17 protein-coding genes and 2 pseudogenes are annotated in these 23022 nt (G+C 72.5%); 8 read left to right on the forward strand and 11 right to left on the reverse strand.

The window, feature by feature from the left end:
* Positions 1-727, forward strand: a pseudogene (locus VGD70_RS30835) (PTS mannitol transporter subunit IIBC); the annotation flags it as partial.
* A 158-nt stretch (positions 728-885) separates the two neighbouring features.
* Here the strand turns inward: VGD70_RS30835 and VGD70_RS30840 are convergent.
* The 3 genes from VGD70_RS30840 to VGD70_RS30850 form a co-directional block, all read right to left on the reverse strand.
* Positions 886-1644 (reverse strand): thioesterase II family protein, encoded by a 759-nt coding sequence (locus tag VGD70_RS30840; protein WP_414638103.1) that lies wholly within the window; start codon positions 1642-1644, stop codon positions 886-888.
* 114 nt (positions 1645-1758) lie between these two features.
* The gene (locus VGD70_RS30845; protein WP_331087575.1) at positions 1759-3183 is read right to left on the reverse strand and encodes an acyl-CoA carboxylase subunit beta; all 1425 of its coding nucleotides are present in this window, start codon (positions 3181-3183) and stop codon (positions 1759-1761) included.
* Positions 3184-3338: 155 nt separating this feature from the next.
* Positions 3339-6998, reverse strand: coding sequence for a family 78 glycoside hydrolase catalytic domain (locus tag VGD70_RS30850; protein WP_331087577.1), 3660 nt, complete (start codon positions 6996-6998; stop codon positions 3339-3341).
* 186 nt (positions 6999-7184) lie between these two features.
* On the opposite strand from VGD70_RS30850, the gene VGD70_RS30855 reads away from it, so the two are divergent.
* Genes VGD70_RS30855 through VGD70_RS30865 form a run of 3 tightly spaced genes read left to right on the forward strand, consistent with a single transcriptional unit; the run spans position 7185 to position 10565 of the window.
* Positions 7185-7442, forward strand: a complete 258-nt coding sequence (locus VGD70_RS30855) for a UBP-type zinc finger domain-containing protein (RefSeq protein WP_331087579.1) — start codon at positions 7185-7187, stop codon at positions 7440-7442.
* 40 nt (positions 7443-7482) lie between these two features.
* Positions 7483-9135, forward strand: a complete 1653-nt coding sequence (locus VGD70_RS30860; RefSeq protein WP_331087581.1) for an FAD-dependent oxidoreductase — start codon at positions 7483-7485, stop codon at positions 9133-9135.
* On the forward strand, positions 9132-10565 hold the full coding sequence (locus VGD70_RS30865; protein WP_331087583.1) for an ATP-binding protein: 1434 nt from the start codon (positions 9132-9134) through the stop codon (positions 10563-10565). The genes VGD70_RS30860 and VGD70_RS30865 overlap by 4 nt, the downstream gene beginning before the upstream one ends.
* Positions 10566-10692: 127 nt before the next feature.
* On the opposite strand, the gene VGD70_RS30870 is transcribed toward VGD70_RS30865, so the two are convergent.
* The 3 genes from VGD70_RS30870 to VGD70_RS30880 all read right to left on the reverse strand — a co-directional run bounded on the left by VGD70_RS30870 (position 10693) and on the right by VGD70_RS30880 (position 13178).
* Positions 10693-11850, reverse strand: a complete 1158-nt coding sequence (locus tag VGD70_RS30870) for an MAB_1171c family putative transporter (RefSeq protein ID WP_331087585.1) — start codon at positions 11848-11850, stop codon at positions 10693-10695.
* A 205-nt stretch (positions 11851-12055) separates the two neighbouring features.
* Positions 12056-12610, reverse strand: coding sequence for a hypothetical protein (locus tag VGD70_RS30875; protein ID WP_331087587.1), 555 nt, complete (start codon positions 12608-12610; stop codon positions 12056-12058).
* 109 nt (positions 12611-12719) lie between these two features.
* Positions 12720-13178: a helix-turn-helix domain-containing protein gene (locus VGD70_RS30880; protein ID WP_331087589.1), complete on the reverse strand. Its 459-nt coding sequence runs from the start codon at positions 13176-13178 to the stop codon at positions 12720-12722.
* A 183-nt stretch (positions 13179-13361) separates the two neighbouring features.
* Between VGD70_RS30880 and VGD70_RS30885 the strand changes: the two genes are divergently transcribed.
* Complete coding sequence (locus VGD70_RS30885; RefSeq protein WP_331087590.1) at positions 13362-14387, forward strand: diguanylate cyclase; 1026 nt, start codon at positions 13362-13364, stop codon at positions 14385-14387.
* Between the two features lie 51 nt (positions 14388-14438).
* On the opposite strand, the gene VGD70_RS30890 is transcribed toward VGD70_RS30885, so the two are convergent.
* Entirely contained in the window at positions 14439-15248 is an 810-nt protein-coding gene (locus VGD70_RS30890) for an SAM-dependent methyltransferase (RefSeq protein ID WP_331087592.1), read from the reverse strand.
* A 210-nt stretch (positions 15249-15458) separates the two neighbouring features.
* Between VGD70_RS30890 and VGD70_RS30895 the strand changes: the two genes are divergently transcribed.
* Positions 15459-15899, forward strand: a complete 441-nt coding sequence (locus tag VGD70_RS30895; RefSeq protein WP_331087603.1) for a DUF1931 family protein — start codon at positions 15459-15461, stop codon at positions 15897-15899.
* Positions 15900-15935: 36 nt separating this feature from the next.
* Here VGD70_RS30895 and VGD70_RS30900 read toward each other — a convergent pair whose 3' ends face one another.
* Together VGD70_RS30900 and VGD70_RS30905 are read right to left on the reverse strand one after the other, a co-directional pair.
* Positions 15936-16445: a DUF6069 family protein gene (locus VGD70_RS30900; RefSeq protein WP_331087594.1), complete on the reverse strand. Its 510-nt coding sequence runs from the start codon at positions 16443-16445 to the stop codon at positions 15936-15938.
* Positions 16446-16555: 110 nt separating this feature from the next.
* The gene (locus tag VGD70_RS30905; protein ID WP_331087596.1) at positions 16556-17659 is read right to left on the reverse strand and encodes a J domain-containing protein; all 1104 of its coding nucleotides are present in this window, start codon (positions 17657-17659) and stop codon (positions 16556-16558) included.
* 184 nt (positions 17660-17843) lie between these two features.
* Here VGD70_RS30905 and VGD70_RS30910 point away from each other — a divergent pair, with 184 nt between their 5' ends.
* Positions 17844-19202, forward strand: a complete 1359-nt coding sequence (locus VGD70_RS30910) for an acetamidase/formamidase family protein (RefSeq protein ID WP_331087598.1) — start codon at positions 17844-17846, stop codon at positions 19200-19202.
* Between the two features lie 17 nt (positions 19203-19219).
* Here the strand turns inward: VGD70_RS30910 and VGD70_RS30915 are convergent, their stop codons facing one another.
* Positions 19220-21037: a TIGR03767 family metallophosphoesterase gene (locus tag VGD70_RS30915; RefSeq protein ID WP_331087600.1), complete on the reverse strand. Its 1818-nt coding sequence runs from the start codon at positions 21035-21037 to the stop codon at positions 19220-19222.
* Between the two features lie 182 nt (positions 21038-21219).
* Between VGD70_RS30915 and VGD70_RS30920 the strand changes: the two genes are divergently transcribed.
* A complete protein-coding gene (locus VGD70_RS30920; RefSeq protein ID WP_331087602.1) occupies positions 21220-22581 on the forward strand; it encodes an NAD-dependent succinate-semialdehyde dehydrogenase in 1362 nt (453 codons plus the stop codon).
* Positions 22582-22604: 23 nt separating this feature from the next.
* Here VGD70_RS30920 and VGD70_RS30925 read toward each other — a convergent pair.
* Positions 22605-23022 (reverse strand): annotated as a pseudogene (locus VGD70_RS30925) (SAM-dependent methyltransferase); the annotation flags it as partial.

Raw genomic sequence — 23022 nt, forward strand, 5'->3', positions numbered from 1 at the left:
CTTCCTCGGCGGCATCCACGAGATCTACTTCCCCTACCTGCTGATGAAACCCAAACTCATCATCGCCGCCATCGCCGGCGGCATGGCCGGCGTCGGCACCGCCATGATCACCCACTCCGGCCTCGTCGCCACCCCCGCCCCAGGCAGCATCTTCGCCTACATGGCCGTCACCCCCCGCGGCGGACACGTCAGCGTCCTGCTCTCCATCGCGATGGCCACCGCCGTCGCCTTCATCGCCGCCGCCGCACTCCTCAAGTTCGGCCACGAGGCGGACGCCGCCGAGCCCGTGCTGGACGCGGCGGTGGACGCCGACGAGCTGGCGGAGTCCGGTAGCGACACCGAGCCGGCGCCCGCGTCCGTGGGGACGGCGACGTCCCGGACGCGGCCGGTGCCGGGCGGTGCCGTCGCGGCGCCGGCCCGTCCGGTGATGTCCGGCCGGGACGTGCGGCTGCTGACCGTCGCGTGCGACGCGGGCATGGGCAGCAGCGCGATGCTGGCGAGCCAGCTGCGCAACAGGCTCAAGCCCTACGGCGTGGCCGTCGAGTACGTGCCGGTCAACGAGCTCGCGGCGGACGCGACGCTCGTGCTGACCCACGCGGACCTCGCCGACCGGGCCAGGGCGACCGCGCCGCAGGCGGTCGTGGTCGAGTTCCGGATGTTCCTCGGTGACCCCGCCTTCGACCAGCTCGAGAACGCGATCAAGGAAGGCCGCGACATCCGCGGTTAGTCACACCAGCAACCAGCCCACCCGATCTGCCTCGTGAGCGATCGGGTGGGCTGGACTCAGGTGGTCTATAGACGGAGACGGTCAGGCCGGGCCCGCGCGGGTTGATCCGGCCGGCGGGCGGCACCTACGCCCGGCTCTCGGCCGCCCGCCCGGCCGAGTCAGAGGCGTAGCTCGGCGGCGACCTCGCGGGTCACGGCCTGCTGCTGGTCGACGAGGAAGAAGTGGCCGCCCGGCAGCACCGACATCCGGAACGTGCCGGTGGTGTGGTCCCGCCACGCGCGGGCCTCGTCCAGCGTCGTCTTCGGGTCGCTGTCGCCGGTGAGCACGGTGAGGCCGGCGCCCACCCTCCGCCCGGGGTCACCGATGTAGGTCTCGATCGCCGTGTAGTCGCCGCGGATCGCGGGCAGGGACATGCGGACGATCTCCTCGTCGGCCAGCCGTGCCGCGTCGGTCCCGTTGAGCAGCTTCAGCTCGGCGACGATGCCGTCGTCGTCGCGCAGGTGCACCTTCTCGTCGCGGTGCCGCGACGGCGCCCGCCGCCCGGAGGCGATCAGCGTCCGCGGCGGGTTCGCGCCCTTCTGCTCGAGCCGCCAGGCCACCTCGAAGCCGAGCACGGCACCCATGCTGTGGCCGAAGAAGACGGTCGGCAGGTCGTCGTCCAGCGCCACCAGCTCGTCGGTGATGAGGTCCGACAGCGCGGCGATGTCGTCCACACAGGACTCCCGTAGCCGGTCCTGGCGGCCCGGGTACTGGATCGACAGGACGTCGACCGCGGGCGCGAACCGGACGGCCATCGGGCGGAAGAAGCTCGCCGCGCCGCCGGCGTGCGGGAGGCACACGAGCCGGGCGACGGCGTTCGTGGTCGGCTGGTACCGGCGAAGCCAGGCAGTGGAGGTGTCTGCGGTGCGCACGGGCATCGTCCCTTCGTCGTCAGGGCCAGCCCTTCCACTCAACCGCAGCGGCGACCCGCAATTCACTAGTTCCGCTGGAGGTGCGCGGTTCGAATAACGAAAGGTGCGCGGCAGGGGAGCTCAGAGCGGGATGTTGCCGTGGTGGCCGCGACCGGCCGGTGCGCACGCCAGTACCTCGCCGAGCCGCAGGCGGGTGTGCGCGGGGTCGATCACCTCGTCCACCACGCCGATGCGCATCGCGAGCCCGACCCCGCCGGCGATGACCTCGTGCTCGGCGGCGAGCGCGGCCCGCAGCGCCGCGCGTTCGTGCTCCGGTGCGGCGGCGAGCTTCTTGCGGTGCAGGATGTCCACCGCCGCGGTCGCGCCCATCACCGCCACCTCGGCCTCCGGCCAGGTGAGCACCGCGGTGGCGCCGAGCGAGCGGGAGTTCATCGCGATGTAGGCGCCACCGTAGGACTTCCGGGTGACGAGGGTGACGCGCGGGACCGTCGCCTCGGCGAACGCGTGCAGCAGCTTGGCGCCCCGGCGCACCACGCCGTTCCACTCCTGCGTGGCTCCGGGCAGGTAGCCGGGCACGTCGACCAGCACCACCAGCGGCACGCCGAACGAGTCGCACATCCGCACGAACCGGCTGGCCTTCTCCGCCGACAGCGAGTCCAGGCAGCCGCCCTTGCGCAGCGGGTTGTTCGCGATCACCCCGACCGTGCGCCCGCCGAGCCGGCCGAGCCCGATCACGATGTTGGGCGCCCACTTGGGTTGCAGCTCCACGAACCCGTCCGCGTCCAGGATCGCGCGCACGAGCGGCCGGACGTCGTAGGCCCGCCGGGCGGTCTCGGGCAGCAGGGCCCGCAGGTCCCGCGGAGGCCGCAGCGAGCCGAGGTCGAACAGCCCGGGCTTGGCCAGCAGCGTGACGATCCCGCGCGTGGTGGCGAAGGCCTCGGCCTCGTCGGCCGTGTTCACGTGCACGACGCCGGACTTGCGACCGTGCGCCTCCGGCCCGCCGAGCCCCTCCATGTCGATCTGCTCGCCGGTCACCGACCGCACGACCTCCGGCCCGGTGACGAACACCCGGCCGGCGGCGGACATCACGACGAGGTCGGTCAGCGCCGGCCCGTACGCGGCACCGCCGGCCGCCGGCCCGAGCACGACCGAGAGCTGCGGGATCTTGCCGGACGCGCGGACCATGGCGGTGAACATCCGCCCGATGCCGTCCATCGCCGCGACACCCTCGGCGAGCTTGGCGCCGCCGGAGTGCCAGACGCCGATCACCGGGCAGCGGTCCCGGACGGCGGTGTCGATGGCGTCGACGATCAGGGGGCACTCGGCCACGCCGATGGCGCCGCCCATCCGGGTGCCGTCCGTGCAGTAGACGATCACCGGCCGGCCGTTGACGCGGCCGCGGGCGACCGCGACGCCGACACCCTCGTACCGGTGAACCAGCTCGAGCGAGCCCACGTCCAGGAAGCGCCCCATGCGACGCACCGGTTCGCGGTGGTCCTGGCCCGACTCCTCGGGACCGGCCACGGCAGCGGCGGAAAGGGTCATCGGTCACGCCCCTTGTCGTTGCTCCTGCACGTCAGTGAAGCTGGCGAACGGCGGGGAAACCCCTAGTGTTGGCGAGCTGACGGAACCAGGCAGCCACAGAAGAAGCGCGGTCGGCGCCACGGCGGAGATGTTCACCGACAAGCACTGCGGCTGACTCAGGCGGCGGCGGTGAACACGTAGGAGCCGGCGGGCACGGAGAACGTCCCCGCCGCCGTGGGCACCGCCTCCGCCGGGTAGGTGATCGTCGTCGGCTGGGACGTGGGCACCCGTACCGTGGCCGACGCCCCGGTCGGCACGGTCACCCGCAGCGTGAGCCTGCCCGCGGACACCGACCAGTCGCTGACCGCCTGCCCGTACGGCGTCTCGTACGCGGACCGGGCCGACGTGAGACCACCGCCCGGCTTCGGCGCCACGAGCAGTGTCGCGTACCCCGGGCCGGCCGGGCCGAGGCCGCCGACCTGCCGGTAGAGGAAGTCGCCGACCGAGCCGAGCCCGTAGTGGTTGAACGAGTTCATGTCCGGGTTGTTGAACGTGCCGTCCGGGTGGATGCCGTCCCAGCGTTCCCAGATCGTCGTCGCGCCGCGAGCCTGCATGTAGCCCCAGCCGGGGAAGTCCGGCTGCAGCAGGATCTGGTACGCGGTGTCGAGGTGGCCGTGGTCGGCGAGCGCCGGCAGGAGGTTCTCCACGCCGAGGAAGCCGACCGAGAGATGTCCACCGGTCGCGGCGACCTTCGTGGCGAGCTTGTCGGCCGCCGCCTGCTGCCGCGCGGCCGGCAGCAGGCCGAACGCCAGCGCGAGGACGTAGCCGGTCTGGGTGTTCGCCCCGACGGTGCCGTCGGCCGCCACGAAGCGGTTGGTGAACGCGGTCGCCACCTGGTCGGCCAGCTGCCCGTAGGACGCGGCCTCGGCGGTGCGGCCGGTGGCTGCGGCCATCCGCGCGACGAGCCGCGCCGACCAGCCGAAGAACGCGGTCGAGATCAGGTCCTGGGCGGTGTTGTCGTTGACGTTGAGCCAGTCCCCGAAGGTCCACTGGTCGCGGATCAGGTCGCTGCCCGACGTGCCGCGCAGGTAGTCGACCCACCTGGCCATCGCGGCGAAGTGCTCGTCGATCACCCGCACGTCGCCGTAGCGCTGCCAGACCGTGTACGGCACGATCACGCCCGCGTCACCCCAGCCGGCCCGCCCGGCGCCGTCGATCACGGCCGGCGCGACGTCGGTGAAGGCGCCGTCGGCCCGCTGGGCGTCGACGAGGTCGTCGGCGAACTTGTCGAGCAGGCCCTGCGTCGCCACGTTGAACGTGGACGTGCCGGCGAAGATGCCGATGTCCCCGGTCCAGCCCAGGCGCTCGTCGCGCTGCGGGCAGTCGGTCGGGATCGAGAGCATGTTGGACCGCGCGCCCCACAGGATGTTGTGCTGCAGCTGGTTCACGAGCGCGTTGGACGTCGTGAGCGTCCCCGGCTGGTCGCCGCTGGTCCACGCCGCGCGGCCGGTGATCAGGTCGGCGGTCGGCGTGACCCCGCTCGGCAGCCCGGTGACCTCGACGTACCGGTACCCGTGCACGGTGAACCGCGGCTCGTAGGTCTCCACGCCGCCGGTGCCGGCCAGCGTGAACCGGTCGGTGGCCTGCGCGGCACGCAGGTTGGCGGTGTAGACGGTGCCGTCCGCGCCCAGCACCTCGGCGTGGCGCATGGTCACCGTGGTGCCGGCCGGCCCGCGCACGGCGAGCCGGTTCCAGCCGGTGAAGTTCTGGCCCAGGTCGAACACCCACACGCCGGCCCGGGGCTGGGTGATCGCCACCGGGCGGAAGTCCCGCTGCACGGTGACCCCAGCGTCCACCTGGGACACCAGGGTGGGCTTGGCGCCGGTGCGCACGAGCGGCGCGGTCCACCCGCTGTCGTCGAAGCCGGGACCGTCCCAGCCGGACACCGCGAGCCGGGCGTCGTAGCTCTCGCCGTGGTAGAGGTCGTCGGCGCGGATCGGGCCGGCGGTCACCTTCCAGCTGTTGTCGGTCCGGATCGTCGTCGCGGTGCCGTCGGTGAAGGTGATCCGCAGCTGGGCGGAGTACCACGGCTGGGTGCCGTACCGCTGGTTGCCGGCGAAGCCGAGGCTGCCCGAGTACCAGCCGTTGCCGAGCCATGCGCCCAGCGCGTTGTCGCCCTGGCGGAGCTGCCCGGTCACGTCGAACACCTTGTACTGCAGGCGCTTGTTGTAGTCGGTCCACCCGGGCGCGAGCACGTCCGCGCCGACCCGCTGCCCGTTGAGCCGCGTCTCGTGCAGGCCGAGCGCGGTGGTGAGCAGGCGCGCGTCGGCGACCGGCTTGCTCACCGTGAAGCCCTTGCGCAGCAGGGGAGCCGGCTGGACCACCCGCACGTTGGACGCCCACGGCCCGCTGCCGTAGCCGGCGAGCACGCGCGCCGCGGGCCAGGCGCTGTCGTCGAAGCCGGGCCGCTCCCAGCCGGCCGGGCCGGCCTGGCTCGCCCGCCAGCCGCCGTCGGTCACCACCGTCGGTCCACTTTGGACGGCGAGCTTGCCGATGAGCCCGGCGGGGGACTGGGTGGTGTTCTCGGCCCGCACGGCGATCGTGTTGGTGCCGGCCGAGAGCCGTCCGGACAGGTCCACCACCGCGGCGGTCTTCCACGACTCGGACACCCGCGGCGAGGCGCTGACCTGCGTGCCGTTGACCCACACGTCGGCGGCGTCGTCGCCGGTGACCGCCAGCGTCGCGTGCGCGGGTGCGGCGGCGAGGTCGAGCGTGCGGCGGAAGTAGCGGGTCATCGCCGGCACCCCGGCCACCGGGTCGCCCTCCGGGTACCAGATCCAGCTCGCGCCGGCGAGGTCCGTGCCGCCGGCCTGCCCGATGAAGTCGGCGGTCCACTCGGTCGCCGGGGTGCGCAGGCCGGTCTCGAAGGTGCGGGTCGCGCTCCACGCGCTGGCCCGGCCCTGGCCGTCCCACACCCGGACGCGCCAGGTGTAGCGGGTGAGCGAGGTGAGCGCGGGCCCGGCGTAGCCGACGTCGACCTGCTGGCCCGAGGCGACCTGGCCGCTGTCCCAGACCGTGCCGGCGCTGCCCGAGACGGTGACCTGGTAGGCGGCCTGGCGCTGCTGGGCCGTGGTCGACGCGAGCTTCCAGCCGAACCGCGGCCGGTCCGCGGCCACGCCGAGCGGGTCGGCGCGGTGCTCGACGGTGCCGCTCTCGACCCGCAGTGGGGACGCGGCGGCGAGGTCCGGCGCGGTGACGCCGGTGCCCCACGGCGAGATGCCGTAAGCGCCGAGGTCGGCGGCGGCCGGCCACGCGCCGTCGGCGAACCCGGTCTGCTCCCAGCCCTCGGGCACGGTCCGGCTCGCCTTCCAGCTGCCGTCGGTCACGAGGTCGGTGGTGCCCCCGGCGGTGACGACCCGCACCCGCCCGAGGACCCCGGCCGGCCCGGCCGAGGTGTTCCGCGCGGTGACCGCGATCGTGTTGGTGCCGACCGCGAGCGCGGGCCGCAGGTCGACGAAGATCGCCTGCCGCCACGAGTCGCCGCCGCGCACCGAGGCCGCGAGCGGCTTGCCGTTGAGCCAGACGTCGACCGTGTCGTCGCCGGTGAGCACGACCTGAGCGTCGCTGACCGCCCCGGCGGCGACCGTGAAGGTCTGGCGGAAGTACCGATGCCCGGCGGCCACGCTGACGCGCGGATCGCCCTCCGGGTACCAGATCCAATGCGCCCCGGAGAGCCCGACCGCGGGCGCGGCAGCGGCGGCCGGCACGGCGAAGACGGCGAGGACCAGGGTCGTGACGAGCGCAGCGGCGACCGCGCGGCGGCTGTTCCGGGGCATGGCAGGGCTCCCACTCAGCAAACCGACGTCTGGGATTTAAACGTTTCATTCAGCAGGGTGTGGACAACTGTAATCACCCGGTCACACCCACGCAACGCCCAATCGGCCGCCTATCCGCGGGCATGATCGTCAGCAGCAGCGCGCGCGAGCGCCGTCCGCACGCGGGGATCGGTGTAAAGATGGGGCATGGCTGAATGCGTGCATGTCGACCAGATCAAGGACGTGACGGCGAGTTCCACCGACGGGTGCACGGACTGCCTCGCGGTCGGCGGTCAGTGGGTGCATCTGCGGGAGTGCCTGTCGTGCGGGCATGTCGGTTGTTGCGACTCCTCCCCGGGCCGGCATGCCAGCGCGCATTTCGCCGCCAGCCAGCATCCGGTCATGCGCTCGTTCGAGCCCGGTGAGGACTGGCGTTGGTGCTTCGTCGACCAGGTCATCGTGTGAACAGGGTCGAGTGCATGGAACTGACCGCGCGGAGATCCCGGTGACCAAGCCGGTGCTGCTCACCGTCGACGACGACCCCGGCGTGTCCCGGGCGGTGGCGCGGGACCTGCGCCGCCGCTACGGCGAGGCGCACCGGGTGGTCCGGGCGTCGTCCGGGCAGGAAGCACTCGACGCGCTCAAGGAGCTGAAGCTGCGCGGCGACCCCGTGGCCGCGATGCTCGCCGACTACCGCATGCCCGAGATGAACGGCATCGAGTTCCTCGAGCAGGCCATGGACCTGTTCCCCCGCGCCCGCCGCGCGCTGCTCACCGCGTACGCCGACACCGACGCGGCGATCCAGGCCATCAACCTGGTCGACGTCGACCACTACCTGCTCAAGCCGTGGGACCCGCCGGAGGAGAAGCTCTACCCGGTCGTCGACGCGCTGATCGAGACCTGGCGCAGCGCCGGCGAGACCGTGGTCGAGGAGATCAAGATCGTCGGTCACCGGTGGTCGGCGCCGACGTTCGCCGCGCGGGAGTTCCTCGCCCGCAACGCCGTGCCGTACCGGTACTACACCATCGACGAGCCGGAGGGGCAGCGGCTGCTCAACGCGGCCGCCGCCGACCCCGCCGACATCCCCGTGGTGATCACCACCGAGGGGCAGGCCCTGCTCTCGCCGACCGACGCGGAGATCGCCGGCGCCGTTGGCCTCACGGTCAACCCGGCGACGGACTTCTACGACCTGATCGTCGTCGGTGGCGGGCCGGCCGGGCTGGGCTCCGCGGTGTACGGGGCGTCGGAGGGGCTGCGCACGGTCCTCGTCGAGCGGCAGGCCGCCGGCGGGCAGGCGGGCCAGAGCTCCCGGATCGAGAACTACCTCGGCTTCCCCGACGGCGTGTCCGGCGCCCAGCTGACCGACCGCGCGCGCCGCCAGGCGATCAAGTTCGGCGCCGAGATGCTCGCCGCGCGCGACGTCACGGCGCTGGAGGTGCGCGGCTCGGCGCGGACCGTGCGGTTCGGCGACGGCAGCAGCATCGCCGCGCACGCGGTCATCCTCGCCACCGGCGTGTCCTACCGGAACCTCGGTGCCCCCGGGATCGCCGAGCTGGCCGGCCGCGGCGTGTTCTACGGCTCGGCGACCACCGAGGCACCCGAGTGCGCCGGCCGTGACGTGTACGTCGTCGGGGGAGCGAACTCCGCGGGCCAGGCCGCCGTGTTCTTCTCCCGGCACGCGCGCACGGTCACGCTGCTCGTGCGCGGGGACTCGCTGCGGGCGTCGATGTCGCACTACCTCATCCAGCAGCTCGAGGGCATCGACAACATCGCCGTGCGCACCGGCACCAGCGTCGGCGCGGCGATGGGTGCGGACCACCTCGAGCAGCTGCGGCTCGACCACGCCGACGGTTCGGACACCGTCGACACGAGCCACCTGTTCATCTTCATCGGCGCCGCGCCGCGCACCGAGTGGCTCGACGGCGTGGTGCAGCGCGACGAGCGCGGGTTCGTCTGGACCGGACCGGACCTGCTCGTCGACGGCCGGCGGCCGGCCGGCTGGACGTTGGACCGCGACCCGTTCTACCTCGAGTCCAGCGTGCCGGGGGTGTTCGTGGCGGGCGACGTCCGCGCGCAGTCGGTCAAGCGGGTCGCGTCCGCCGTCGGTGAGGGCGCGATGGCGGTCACGCTGGTGCACCGGTACTTGGAGGAGCGGTGACGGGTATCGAGCCGCAGGCGCTGCGGGAGCTGTTCCTCTTCGCGGACCTCACCGACGGCCAGCTCAACTGGATCGCCGCCAACGGCGACGTCATCGCCGTCCCCCAGGGGGAGGCCGTGTCGGTCGAGGGCGAGCCGGCGGAGTGCTTCCACGTCCTGCTGTCCGGAACGCTGAGCATGGTGCGCACCGTGCGCGGCGACGAGGTCGAGACGGTGCGCACCGACCAGCGCGGTGTCTACTCCGGAGCGGTCCGGTTCTACCTCGACGACCAGATCAGCGAGAGCTACCCGGCCACCGTCCGCGCGGTCACCGACTGCGAGTTCCTCGCGTTGCCGGCCAACGAGTTCGCGGCGAAGTTCCGCCACTGGTTCCCGATGGCGGTGCACCTGCTCGAGGGGCTGTTCGTCGGCGGCCGCAACGCCGACGAGCTGATCGGCCAGCGCGAGCGGCTCCTGGCGCTGGGCAAGCTCACCGCGGGGCTCACCCACGAGCTCAACAACCCGGCGGCGGCCGCGGTGCGGGCGAGCGAGACGCTGCGGGAGCGGTTCGCCGGCATGCGGCACAAGCTGGCGCTGCTCGCGGACGGCACGATCGACGGCGAGCAGCTGCGCAGGCTCACCTCGATCCAGGAGAAGTTCATCGAGCGGATCGCCACCGTCGAGCCGCTCACGCCCATGGAGGTGGCCGACCGCGAGGACGAGCTGGGTGACTGGCTCGACGAGCGGAAGGTGCCCGGCAGCTGGGACCTCGCCCCCGTCTTCGTCGCGGCCGGCATCACCACCGGCGACCTGGAGGACCTGACCAACGCGGTCGACGCCGGCTTCCTCGAGCCCGCGCTGCGGTGGCTCGCCTACACCGTCGAGACCGAGAACCTGTTGCTGGAGATCAAGGACAGCACCGGCCGGATCTCCGCGCTCGTCGGTGCCGCCAAGCAGTACTCGCAGCTCGACCGCACCCCGCACCAGAACGTCGACCTGCACGAGGGCCTCGACGCCACCCTCGTCATGCTCGCCGGCAAGATCGGCCCGGACGTGCGGGTGGTCAAGGACTACGACCGCACGCTGCCGAAGGTGCCCGCGTACGCCGCCGAGCTCAACCAGGTGTGGACCAACCTGATCGACAACGCGCTGGACGCCGTCGCGGGCGACGGCACCGTCACGATCCGCACCGCCCTGGACGGCGACAGCGCCCTCGTCGAGGTGATCGACACTGGCCCGGGCGTGCCGCCCGAGCTCAGGCGCCGCGTGTTCGAGCCGTTCTTTACGACGAAGGGCGTGGGCCAGGGAACGGGCCTGGGCCTGGACGTCTCGTGGCGAGTGGTCGTCAACCGCCACGGCGGCGACCTCCGCGTGACCTCCTCCCCGGGCGACACCCACTTCCAGGTCCGCGTGCCCCTCCGCGCCCCGGACGAGACCCCGGCGAGCGCCTAGCCCGCGCTCACCGCGTGTCCTGAGTGGACGGATCGCGTACGAGACGGGCCGGCCCGGGCGGTCGACGCGGCTGCCTGGGCTGCCTGGGCCTCGCCAACGCGGCGCGGTAGGCGTTGGGGCCGGTCGGTCAGGGCGCGCCGGTGCGTTCGACGGCCAGGGAGAGCTCGATCAGCCGGTCGACGTCGGCGTCGAGGCCGTCGCCCTGAGGCATCGCGATCGGGATGGCTTGGGGTGGCACGGTTTCGCCCGCCGCGTGTGCTCGCAGGGCGTCGGTGAGCTGGTGGGCCAGCTGCTCCGGCACGGCGAGCTCCGCTGGGTCCACCCCCAGGTTCGCGAGGTACGGGCTGATCCGCACCAGCCCGTCCCGGCACTCGATGACCCTGCGGTAGTACCGGCGGTGCACGCTGCGCAGGCTCAACGCGTCCCGCCAGGGGCTGACCGGCACCCGGCTCAGCGCGTCCTGCGGGAACCGCTCGTTCAGCATTGTCCAGAGTGGACGGAGCTGGCGGTACGCGCGGCGGTGTCGCAGCCAGATCCGCAGCGCGGCCAGCCGGGTGACCACGGTGGGGTAGACCATCCCGGCCACGAACAGCACGATCCCGACCAGCAGCAGGAAGATGCTCGTGATGACGATCGGCGGCGCGGCCGGGCTGCCGGCCCACCGGCTGATGTTCGAGTACACGAAGGTGGCGCCGGCCAGCGAGATCGCGGCCAGGCCCACGGAAGCCACCCGCAGCCCACGGCGCAGCCGCGGCTCGGCGCCGCGGGCGTAGCGGAGGGTCCAGACGCACGCTGCGGCGAAGGCGTAGAGGAGGTAGCTGTTGGCGGCGACGTAGAACGCGGCGATGCTGTCCACCCCGACCGGGCCCTCGCCGGGTGTCGAGGTCACCGTCGCGGCCGCGACCCGCAGATCGCTCGGGATGGCGATGTCGGCGACGGTCATGATCACCAGCGCGGCCGCCAGGCCGATCGCCTCCCGCGCGGCCCGCGCGCGGGCCAGCCGCGCCTCGAGGGCGGAGAACTGGAAGAAGCAGACCAGGCTGTAGGCCGCGACCAGCAGCAGCGCGTGCTGGATGTAGCGGGCGTTCATCGGGTCGACGCCGAGGAAGACCGACCCCGAGGTGGCCGCGATGCCGAACGGGTACGCGATGGACCAGCCGGCCAGCAGCCCGGCCACCGCCCACCGCCGGACGTCGCCCGGCGAGCGGGCCACCAGGTAGAGCATCCAGGCCAGCGCCCCGAACGACGCGATCCCGTGGACGATGTCGAACGCCGTGTAGCTCACGTCAGCCCCTCGCAGGCTCGGCGCCGCCGCTCGCGGCCGCCCTGTGCCATCGGTTTGCGCGCACGCTCGCCCGGTGACATCGGTTCGCTCGCACGCTCGCGGGTGACAGCCCCTCGCAGGCTCGGTGCTGCCGCTCGCGGTCGCCGTGTGTTCAATGGTTCACTCGCACGCTCGCCCTGTGACATTCGTTCGCTCGCAAGCTCGCTCACAGCCACCCCAACCGGTCGGTCAACGCGGTGCCCATGCGCTGTGCGGCGGCGTCGGACGAGGCCGGCGGCGGGCCGACCGAGTCGAGCACCGAGGCCCACTCCAGGATGATCGTGGCGACGGTCTCCGCCTCGCGCTCGTGGTCGGAGTCGTACGACGTGCGGCGCAGCGCCCGGCGGACCGCGCCGGGCGCCAGGTCCGGGTACTGGTCACGCAGCTTCGCCGGCTCGACGTCCGGGTAGAGCTGGCCCAGCAGCGCGTCGTCGTCCTCGTCGCTGCGGTGACCGGCCAGGATGTGGCCCAGCTCGTGCAGGATGATGTGGCCCTGGTGGGCCTTGCTGGTCTCCCGCTGGTACAGGATGTAGTCGGCGGAGTCGGTGGTGATCCACGCGCCGAACGGGCCGGGCACCGGGATCGGGTGCGCTATCGGCCGGATCGGCTTACCCCGCTGCTGGCCGACGCGACGGCACAGCTCGTGCACGTCGAGCGGTGGCCGGATGTCGAGCTCATTGAGCAACCGCCGGCAGCGTCGGCGTAACTCCCGTTCGCGCACGGTGCACCTCCCCGACTCTCACCCCAGCCTGTCTGCGCCCGCAGTTTCCCAGACCGACCGGCGGGTGTCAGGACCTCCCGGCAACTCGTCCCTCCGGTCAGTCCTCCGGTCAGTCCTCCGTGGCGTCGCGCTCGGCCCTCTCCAACCGGTGCACGACGTCGAGCAGGTCCATCACCTGGCGGCGGCCCGCCGGCGAGAGCTCTCCCGCTCGCAGTGCCATGAGCTGGGCGTCGCTGCTGCCCATGATCTCGCTCAGCCGCGCCTGCTCGGTCCTGAGCTCCTCCAGCTGCTGGTCGACCCGGTCGGTGACCTCGTCGTCGAAGAAGTAGGAGACCGGGACGCCGAAGAACGCCGCCAGCGCCTGGAGGTGCTTGAACGTCGGGTTGTCCTTCTTGCCCTTGCGCAGCTGCCAGATGTAGCTCTGCGAGATGGTGACCCCGGTGGCCACGATGGCCGCCGCGGCCTGCTCGTTGCTGAACTCCTGACCCCCGCGAGTGGTCGCGGTGGCGAACAGGTGGTTCAGCTTGTCGGCCAAGCTCCTGGCCCGTCCGGGCGCCTGCTCAACCATCGGTGGCCTCCCCACCGCATCATGTCTTCTACCGACAGATAGACCTGTATGCGTGCCGTCATTTTTGTCAGTTGAAACCGAGCCGTCAAGCAGTCTACGCTCCACGGTGACTCATCAACTCAGGTGAAAGGCATTCTCATCCCATTGGTGCACCAGAGTCCAACTTCCTGGGAGGTCCCCGCGATGCGGCCCGCTAGCGCGGATGAGACCCTTCACGGACCGAGCTGTGCCACGTGCGGTCAACCGCTCGGGTTCCGCACCACCGACAAGCTCACGGGCCTCCTCGACCGCTGGGCGTGGGACAAGGCCGCCACCGAGATCCTCGACCAGGTCGGCGAGCAGCCCGCGGTGCTGCTCATGCTCGACCTCGACCGGTTCAAGGACATCAACGACACGCACGGCCACCTCGCCGGGGACGCCGTGCTGCGGGCCGTCGCGTCCGTCGTGCGGGGCGCGGTGCGTCAGATGGACATCGTCGGCCGGTACGGCGGCCACGGCGGCGACGAGTTCCTCGTGCTGCTCCCCGCCACCGACCGCGAGCGGGGGGAGAAGGTCGCCGGCCGCATCCTGGCCCAGGTCCGCGCCGCCGCCGTGGCGGCGCCGTCGGCACGCGACGGGATCGTCACGATCAGCGGGCTCACCGCCTCCATCGGCCTCGCGTCCCGCGACGAGAACGCCGACCACGACCTGGTCGCGTTGTTCCAGGGCGCGGACGCCGCGTTGCTGCACGCCAAGCACACCGGCCGGGACCGCATCGCGATGGCCGACGTGCGGGCCAGCGACGTGCCGCCGATCTGGCGCAACCGCCGCGGCCTCCCGGAGATCCGCGTCCTCACCGACCTCACCAGCGAGTGGAGCAAGGAGTCGGTGCGCCGGGTGGCCGACCTGGCCAGCCCGTCGGACTACGAGACCGTGCTGGCCGACCAGCTGCGCGCGCTCCTGCGGATGCTGCCCGGCGAGGGCGAGCTGGGCGTGCTCGCCGCGCTGTCCTGCGGGCCGCTGCCGTACAAGGACCTCGCCGACGCCGACGGCACGCTCGACGCGACGGTCCGCCGGCTCGAGAAGGCGGGGCTCGTGGCCTGCGACCGCGACGGCGACGAGATCACGTGCTGCTCGCTGACGCTGGCCGCGCGCGAGCTGCTCGACAAGCTTCTTCCGGCCATCGAGTGGGCGGGGAAGATCAGTTCCACAGGGGCGGCAGGGGCGTGAGTGCGTAGCGGTGTGCGGGGGCAGCGCACCGCTACGCACTCACGAGAGGTGTCAGCCCTTGCGGGCGACGCCGGCGTAGAGGCCGTCCTTCTCCGGGTCCTCCGGTAGCTCGGCGCCCCGCTCCGGGTGCCAGCGCGACGTGGTGACCAGTCCCGGCTCGAGCAGCTCGAAGTCGCCGAACAGCGCGAGCACCTCGTCGCGGGACCGCGCGCGGACGTTGTTCTGGGACTGCTTCATCTCGCGGGTGAGCGCCTCGCCGTGGATCACCGCGAAGTCGTCGGTGAGGTGGGTGACCGCGAGGTAGCTGCCCGGGGCCAGGGCCTCCCGGTAGGCGGCGAACACGCCGACCGGGTCCTGCTCGTCGAGGATGTAGTGGCCGATGGTGACCGCGAGGAGCCCGACCGGCTGGCTGAAGTCGAGGACGCGCAGGGTCTCCTCGTCGTGCAGCACGAGCCCGGGCCTGGTGACGTCGGCGTGCACGATCACCGCGTTCTCCTTGCCCTCCAGGATGAGCTGGCTGTGCGCGACCGCCACGTGCTCGTTGTCGACGTACACGACCCGGGCGGTGGGGTCGGCCGCCTCGGCGATCTCGTGCACGTTGCCCACGGTGGGGATGCCGGAGCCGAGGTCGAGGAACTGCCGGATGCCGTTCTCGATCATGAAGAGCACGGCGCGGCGCAGGAAGGCCCGGTTCATGATCGCGAGCCGCTTGGCCTCGGGCTGGATCTGGATGAGCCGCTCGATGAACTCGCGGTCCGCCGCGAAGTTGTGGTTGCCACCCAGTAGGTAGTCATACATCCGTGCCGCGCTCGGCTTCTTGAGGTCGACCGAGATGGGAACCCAGTTCGTCTGCTGCGACACCGTATGCCTCTCTGTTTCGGTTCTGTGACCGAAACACTACTGAGGGATCTCGGCCTGCCGGGACGAGTTCACTCGGTTGGCCTAGGAGTGATCGGGGCTGTGGACCTCGCATGCCCAATTCCCCGGGCGAATCCGTTCCGGCGGGCTCAGGTCGGGCGGTGGCCGGCGTTGCGAGACTGGGCCTGACTGGAGGAGGTAGCAGTGGCGGTCATGAATGTCGCGAAGTTCGAACGCTTCTTCCGCGCCGCGGCGGGGCTCGACGTCGACAAGAGCGACGTCAAGCGCTACGACGAGTTCGTCAACCACAAGCTGTACGACATGTTCATCATGGCGCGCGTGGTGGCCAAGACGAACGGGCGGGACGTGATCCAGCCCTACGACCTGCCGATCACCAAGGGGCTGCAGGAGAGCATGCGGGAGTTCGGCAAGCTCGACGAGGAGATCGAGCTGCAGCCCATCCTGGACGATCTCGCGGCGCGGCCGCCGCTCGACCTCGTGCTCGCCGAGGAGACCGAGGCGCGGCTGCCGAGCGTCGCGGGTGCCCTCAGCATCGCGCTCGCCCGCACGTTCAAGATCATCGATCCGCACGTGAAGAACCCGCAGTCGGTCCACTGGGAGGCCGCGTTCCGGGTGTTCGACCTGCTGCTCTGACGCTCGCGCGACGAGGGGTCCCGGCGGTCCCGGCGGTCACCAGGGCTGCTCGCGCGGTGCCCAGGTCTCGTCCGGCCCCGGGGCCGGCTCCTGCCGCGCCCGCTCCCGGACCTTGCGGGCGCTCTCGGCCGCGGTGTTCAGCAGCACGATGATGATCACGCCGAGGGCCAGGTTGATGGCCGCCGTGGCGATCCGGCTGCCGAGGTCGGCGCCGAGCGTCAGGGGGAGCACCACGGCGATCACCGTGCACATCGCCATGATCCAGCTGAAGAACCGGGCCGGCGCGGGGGTCGCCACGTTCAGCAGCTGGCGCAGGCCGGTGGCCAGGAGGGCGGCCCCGGCGGCGAGCGCGGCATAGGTGCCGGTGTTCGCGTTGCCCCAGATCCCGTCGCCCTCGGGCGCGAGGATCGCGACACCGAAGATCCCCCGCGCGATCAGCACCCCGGCGACCGCGGCGAGCGCGGCCACCGCCGCGGTCGCGACCCCACCCGCCCACAACCGTGGCGGATCGAGATCGGACCTCACCGAAGAGACGTCGTCACTCATGCCTCCGAGGATGGCCGGGTCGCCCGCGCCGCGCCTGGACCTGGCGGGTGAACGTTGCGGGCCCGAACCTGACCTGGCGAGCCGAGTCGCGGCCCGGCGGGTGAGCGCGGTCAGCCCGGTGACACCACCTGGCGCAGCAGGACGCGGAAGGCGTCCCGGTCCACTGTGGACGGATCGGTGGCGAGCCAGCCGCCGACCTCCCGGACGAACTGCGCGGGCACCATGGGCGGGATCTCCGCCGGGTTGTCGCCCACGGTGATCTCGCCCGGCCCGCTGGGGTAGAGCAGCAGGACGCCGCGCACCTCGAGGTCCGGCATCAGCGTGCGGTAGTCGGCGATCCACTCCGGCAGCCGGGCCGAGCCGCCGCGGAACCGGTGGCCGTTGCGCCACAGGCCACCCGTCTCGTCGACGTCGTAGTGGCCGGGCAGCCACAGCTTCGACTCGATCAGCACCAGCCGGCTGCCGCACAGCACCGCGTGGTCGAGGTCGGCGAACACCGACCCCACCTCGGCGGCCAGCCCGTGGAAGACCCGCACCCCGGGGATGCGGGTGAGGTACCTGGTCAGCAGGTCCGCGGTCAGCCGCTCGGCGACCTCGTCCCGTTCGGTGCCGGGGCTGCCGAACACCGTCCGCGCGCCGAACTCGGTCGCGAACGCCCGGTCGGTCCGCCTGGCCGCGAGGTGACGCCGGCCGAGCCGCGCCACCGGGACGCCCACGCAGGCCAGCACCAGCAGGCCCGCGACCAGCACCGGCACGGGCGGGCCGGCGAGCACGAGGACCAGCAGGACCAGGACCCACGAGGCCACGGCGGCCAGCGCGACCTCCTGGCTCGGCCGGGCCGGGGGGACCAGCACGGTCCGGACGTCGCCGCGTACCTCGTCCCACCACCCGATGGTCGCGGGGACGATCGCGGGGACCGTGGGGACGTGGTCGGGGTCCTCCCGGCGCCTGCCGGGCCGCCGCCGCGCGGGCGGCGGCGCGGGTTCCGGCTCCCCGACGTCCCCGACGTCCCGGCTGTCCCCGCCGTCGTAGTCGTCGCGGCGCTCGGGGTCGGTGAGCGTCTCGTACGCCTCGCGGAGCAGCCGGAACGTCCCCGCGGTGCCGCCGGCGTCGGGGTGCATCACCTTCGCGAGGGCGCGGTACGCCGACCTGATCTCGGCGGGGGAGGCGCCCCGTGGCACCCCGAGCAGCTCGTAGTAGTCGACCCCGCGCACCGCACCGCCTGTTCTTCCGTCTTCCGCGCGGGACAGATTATGGCCTCGCCGGGATCGGTGCCGGGTGGGTGGGAGTGGGTCCGGAACCCGCCGTCCCGGGCAGTCGGAAACTACAGTTAACACCGCGGAAATCTCGTCCGGAGAGGCTGGGCGCCTTGACGGCCCTTCACTGGCAGGAGATCCGATGGAACACGCAAGTCCGGCCGAGCGGGCCCGCGACGCGCTCGTCGACGCGTTGGGTAGGCGGGGGTTCCTCCGTGCCGCCGCCGTGGTCACCGCGGCCGCGGCGGCCGTCCCGGCGACGGCCGCCGCGGCGCCGGCGGGCACGTTCCCGCGCGAGACCCTCCAGCCCGGCAAGGGCAGGATCCAGGGCAAGCACTACCTGGCGTCGACACCGGACCAGGTGCGCTGGGGTTACGTCCCGGCGGTCAGCAGCGACCCGGTGCTCCGGATGCGCTCCGGCGAGACGGTCACCATCGACACCGTGTCGCACGAGGGGATCCTGGAGGACCAGGGGCGGGACCCGGTGGCGTACTTCGCGAGCCACGGCGTGCGCCGCGGCCAGGTGCTCGACGACGCGGTCGCGATCGCCCGGGACTACGACCGGACGGCCCGTAACTTCGACGTCGACGGCCCGCACGTGGTGACCGGCCCGGTCCATGTCGACGGCGCGGTCCCGGGGGACGTGCTGAAGATCGAGACGCTCGCCGCGCTGCCGCGGGTGCCCTACGGCGTCGTGTCGAGCCGGCACGGCAAGGGCGCGTTGTCCCGCCTCGGGGACGGCTCGCCGGCGGCGGGGATCACGCTCGACGAGGTGATGCCACCGGTGGCGACGGACGGCCGCGGCACCGGCGACCCGGCGCGCTACGGCAACGTCTCGGTGTTCACCTCGGTGCGTCCGGGCCGCGGCACACTGACCGGCACGCTGACCGGCGTGCTGCCGCGCGGCAGGTCCGGCGAGGTCGTGTTCCCGCTGTCGCCGTTCATGGGGATGATGGGCGTGGCGTTCGCGCCGTCGACGAGCCTCACCGCGCCGGAGCTCAACTCGATTCCGCCGACGCTGGGCGGCGGCAACATCGACATCAACCACCTCGGTGTCGGCTCGACGTTCTATCTGCCGGTGTTCGCCGAGGGCGCGCTGTTCTACACGGGCGATCCGCACATGGCGATGGGCGGCGGCGAGGTGGCGCTCACCGCGATGGAGGGCTCGCTGCGCACGACGTTCCGGCTCACGGTGTGCAAGCCCGGGGCGCGCGGGGTGCCGTCGGTGGCGTTCCGGTACCCGTTCGCGGAGACCCCGTCGTCCTGGCTCCCGATCGGACTGTCCGATCCGGACGGTGTGCAGCACGGGCAGGGCAGCGACCTGAACATCGCCATGCGCCGCACGGTGGTCAACGCGCTGGACTTCCTGCAGCACGACCTCGGCATGGACCGCGCGGTGGCCTACGCCTACCTGTCGGCCGCCGCGAACTTCGAGGTGTCCCAGGTGGTCGACCGCACGGTGGGCGTGCACGGCGTGATCGCCAAGTCCCACTTCGACTGACCCCGGCTACCCGTACGTCAGCCGCTCGCGGCGGCGGCCAGCTCGCTCGTCGGGCTGACGGAGAACGGGGACGGCACGAGCAGCTCGACGTTGCGGTCGTGCACGGAGCCGCGCCTGCCGTCCTCGCCGGGAACCGGCCGGGCGCGGGACTGCCAGTCGTTGCCGGCGAGCTCGCGGGCCAGCGACGCGAGCGCGGTCGGGCTGTCCAGCCGGCCGCGGTGGGCGGCGGGCGCGGCCATGTCCAGGATCGTGCCGAAGATCGACAGGGTGCCGTCCTGGTTGTCGACCAGCTCGAGCACCCGGGACTGCTGCGGCCAGTCGATGTGCGCGGCGGTGTTGACCTCCCAGAAGCCGCCGCCGGCCGGGGCGCGGTGCGGGATCACCGTGTTGCGGTGGGTGTGGCCGTTGACCCACAGCACCACGTTGGGAAAGCGCAGCAGCAGGTCGCGCACGCCGGCGCCGCCGATCCGCGGCGGGAGGCCGGCGACGTTGTCCATCGTGCCGATCGTGTGGTGGCTGAACAGGACGAACAGCCGGTCGCGGGAGCGGCGGGAGGTGGGGGAGTGGCGGGCGGTGGGGGAGCGGCGGGCGGTGGGGGAGCGGCGGCTGCTGCCGGCGGTGAGCTCGCGCTCCAGCCAGGCGTACTGGTCGGCGTCGATCGAGCCGTTGGAGCCGCCGTTGGGGTTGACGGTGTCGAGCACGATGCCGCGGACCGGGCCGCGGTCGAAGGCGTAGTAGGCGTTGCCGGTGTCGAGGTTCCACCGGCCGAAGCCGTGCCCGCGCGGCGAGGAGCTGGTGTTGAAGTGCTCGCGGATGGTCTCCACCCGGCTGACGAAGCGCCGGTTCGGGTCGGGGGTGACGGTGCGCGTCGGGCCGGCCAGGAGGGTCGCCAGGCCGCGCGGGTCCAGTGCCTGCAGCTGCAGGGCGAGCGTGATGATGTCGGTGCCCGGCGGCAGGCCGATGATCTTGCGGTCGCCGGTGGCCAGCGGCGCCAGCGCGGGGATCGGCGGGAGGTTGCCCTGGATCAGGCCGTCGTGGTTGCCGTACGCGGTGAGCCAGGGCGTGTTCAGGCCGGTGGCCCGGAACGGCCGGCGCACCGCGTCGAGCAGCCCCGGCACGGTGGGGTAGCCGAACCGGGCGCGCGGGAGGTCGTCGGGCCGGCCCGCAGGGGTGCCGTCCGGGTGCCAGTACCGCACGTCGTAGGCGGTCTGGTCGGCGACGCCCTCGTAGCGGGACAGGTCGCCCGAGTCGGGCCGCACGTGCCTGCCGTCGAGCAGGTCGATGTACCAGCGCAGCTCGTTGAGCTGGACGTTGTCGACGTTGTCCCCGGTGGCGACGGTGAACGACAGCTGCCGGCCGGTCGCGGGCCCGCGGCGGACGAGGTTCATCGAGCGGACCATCGCGTCGCTGATGTGGGCGGCCAGGAACTCCTGGGAGCGGTAGGACGACTCGAACGGCAGCAGGCTCGCGAAGGGGGAGTCGGGGTCGTTGTACCGGTCGAGGAACTCCACCCGGGCCGGCGACTGGGTGTCCATCAGGTGGATGTCGGTGAGCTGCCCGAACGCGAGGATCGCCCGCCCGCGCCGGCGACGCTTGGCCGTACCGGCGACGCCGGTGACCAGCTCGTCCCGGACGAGGTAGGGCTCACCGGGTCCGCTCACGATGGGCCGGTACCCACCGGCGCCCGGCGGCCCGAGCAGGAGCGTGCGGTCGAGCGTGGTGTGCTCGGGACCTCCGCCGCCCTCGGCCTCCGCCGCGGCCGTCCCGGCACCGACCGCCACCGCGGCGGCCCCGAGCGCCCCGACGCGCAGCGCGTCCCGTCTGCTCAGCTCCATCGCTGCCTCCAGACTCCGCACCACCCGCGACCGCCGTGATTGAACGCCCCGCCGCCCACGCCGGTCAATGCGCCGAACGCGAGGTTCACCGGCCAATCGGTTCACTGTGTATACGGTATGCACTACGATGGAAGGTGTTGACCCCAGGCACGGAGTCGGAGAGAACGGAGGCTCGCGCCCCCATGTACTCAGTCACCAACCCAGCGACGGGCGAGCTCATCGAGGAGATCGAGAACGCGACCGACGCGGAGGTCCGGGCAGCGATCGATCGTGTCCACCGCGGATATGTCCCCTGGCGGCGGCGGCCCGTCGCCGAGCGGTCGGCGATCGTGCTGCGCGCGGCGGAGCTGTTCGCCGAGCGGGCGGACGAGCTGGCCGCGATCATGACGCTGGAGATGGGCAAGCGGATCAACGAGGGCCGCGGCGAGATCGGTGTCGTCGTCGACATCTTCACCTACTACGGGGAGAACGGGCCGGCGCTGCTGGCGGCCGAGCCGCTGTCGATCAAGGGCGGCGAGGCGGTCATCACCAAGGAGCCGATCGGGGCGCTGCTCGGGGTCATGCCCTGGAACTTCCCCTGCTACCAGGTCGCCCGGTTCGTGGCGCCGAACCTGGTGCTCGGCAACACGATCGTGCTCAAGCACGCCTCCATCTGCCCGCGGTCGGCGGCCGCGATCGAGCAGGTGCTGCGGGACGCGGGCGTGCCCGAGGACGTGTACGTGAACACCTTCGCGTCCAGCCGGCAGATCCCGGCGATGCTGGCCGACCCGCGCATCATGGGGGTGTCGCTGACCGGCAGCGAGAACGCCGGCATCTCCGTGGCGGCCGAGGCGGGCAAGAACCTGAAGAAGACCGTGCTGGAGCTGGGCGGGTCCGACCCGCTGATCGTGCTCGACACGGCCGAGCTGGACGAGACCGTCAAGGCCACCGCGACGTCGCGGATGCGCAACTGCGGCCAGTCCTGCAACGCGCCGAAGCGGATGATCGTGCTGGCCGATCTCTACGACGACTTCGTCGACCGGCTGAGCAAGCACGTCGCCGACTACTTCCAGCCCGGTGACCCGGCCGACCCCGCGACGAAGCTGGGCCCGCTGGCGTCCGCCGCGGCGGCCGACGAGGTGGCCGAGCAGGTCGAGACCGCCATCCGGCAGGGCGCGACGCTGCGCGCCGGCGGGCACCGCCTCGACGGGCCGGCCGCGTACCTCGAGGCCACCGTCCTGACCGGCGTGACCCCGGAGATGGACGCCTACCGCGAGGAGATCTTCGGCCCGGTCGCGCTGGTCTTCCGCGCGGAGACCGAGGAGGAGGCGATCGCCATCGCCAACGACTCGCCGTTCGGGCTCGGCGCCAGCGTGTGGGGCACCGACCCGGAGCGCAACCGCCGCGTCGCGGAGCAGCTCGAGGCGGGCATGGTGTACCTGAACAGCGCCGGCGGCTCGCAGGCCGACCTGCCCTTCGGCGGCATCAAGCGCTCCGGCATCGGTCGCGAGCTCGGCCCGGCCGGCATCGAGGAGTTCATGAACAAGAAGGCCATCCGCCTGTAGTCCTTGGTGCGACCCGGACAGGCTCACCCGCGGCCGCCCGCCGGCCTGACGAGCCGCCGGGCCACGAGCACGGTGTCGTTGACGTGGCCCGAGCCGGGCGGGGCGGGGGAGACCCGCGGCCGGGTCTCGTTCGTGAGCACGGTCCACGTGTCGTCGAGGAGCGCGGCGACCTCGTCGGACCGGTAGTACAGCGACCAGTCGAACGCGGGCTCCTGCTCGTGGTGGTGCGGGTGACCCTCGAGGTCGTGGCCGCAGAAGAGCAGGGTGCCGCCGGGGGCCACGGCGGCGAGCAGCGCACGGATCGCGGCGTGCCCGGGCTGGCGCGGGATCGAGAAGTACAGCGCGGACACCAGGTCGAACGCCGCGGCCGGCGGGGCCGTGACGGTCAGGTCGGCGTGCGTCCAGGTCACCTTGTCGGCGGCGGGCACGCCGAGGGCGGCG

Source organism: Actinophytocola sp., assembly GCF_036402745.1.
Classification (GTDB): domain Bacteria; phylum Actinomycetota; class Actinomycetes; order Mycobacteriales; family Pseudonocardiaceae; genus Actinophytocola.

Bases quoted from the DNA above. Each gene is read 5' to 3' on its own strand.
- VGD70_RS30840 (WP_414638103.1), bottom strand. From the start codon at position 1,644: ATGCCCGTGCGCACCGCAGACACCTCCACTGCCTGGCTTCGCCGGTAC.
- VGD70_RS30845 (WP_331087575.1), bottom strand. From the start codon at position 3,183: ATGACCCTTTCCGCCGCTGCCGTGGCCGGTCCCGAGGAGTCGGGCCAG.
- VGD70_RS30850 (WP_331087577.1), bottom strand. From the start codon at position 6,998: ATGCCCCGGAACAGCCGCCGCGCGGTCGCCGCTGCGCTCGTCACGACC.
- VGD70_RS30855 (WP_331087579.1), top strand. From the start codon at position 7,185: ATGGCTGAATGCGTGCATGTCGACCAGATCAAGGACGTGACGGCGAGT.
- VGD70_RS30880 (WP_331087589.1), bottom strand. From the start codon at position 13,178: ATGGTTGAGCAGGCGCCCGGACGGGCCAGGAGCTTGGCCGACAAGCTG.
- VGD70_RS30885 (WP_331087590.1), top strand. From the start codon at position 13,362: ATGCGGCCCGCTAGCGCGGATGAGACCCTTCACGGACCGAGCTGTGCC.
- VGD70_RS30895 (WP_331087603.1), top strand. From the start codon at position 15,459: ATGAATGTCGCGAAGTTCGAACGCTTCTTCCGCGCCGCGGCGGGGCTC.
- VGD70_RS30900 (WP_331087594.1), bottom strand. From the start codon at position 16,445: ATGAGTGACGACGTCTCTTCGGTGAGGTCCGATCTCGATCCGCCACGG.
- VGD70_RS30910 (WP_331087598.1), top strand. From the start codon at position 17,844: ATGGAACACGCAAGTCCGGCCGAGCGGGCCCGCGACGCGCTCGTCGAC.
- VGD70_RS30915 (WP_331087600.1), bottom strand. From the start codon at position 21,037: ATGGAGCTGAGCAGACGGGACGCGCTGCGCGTCGGGGCGCTCGGGGCC.
- VGD70_RS30920 (WP_331087602.1), top strand. From the start codon at position 21,220: ATGTACTCAGTCACCAACCCAGCGACGGGCGAGCTCATCGAGGAGATC.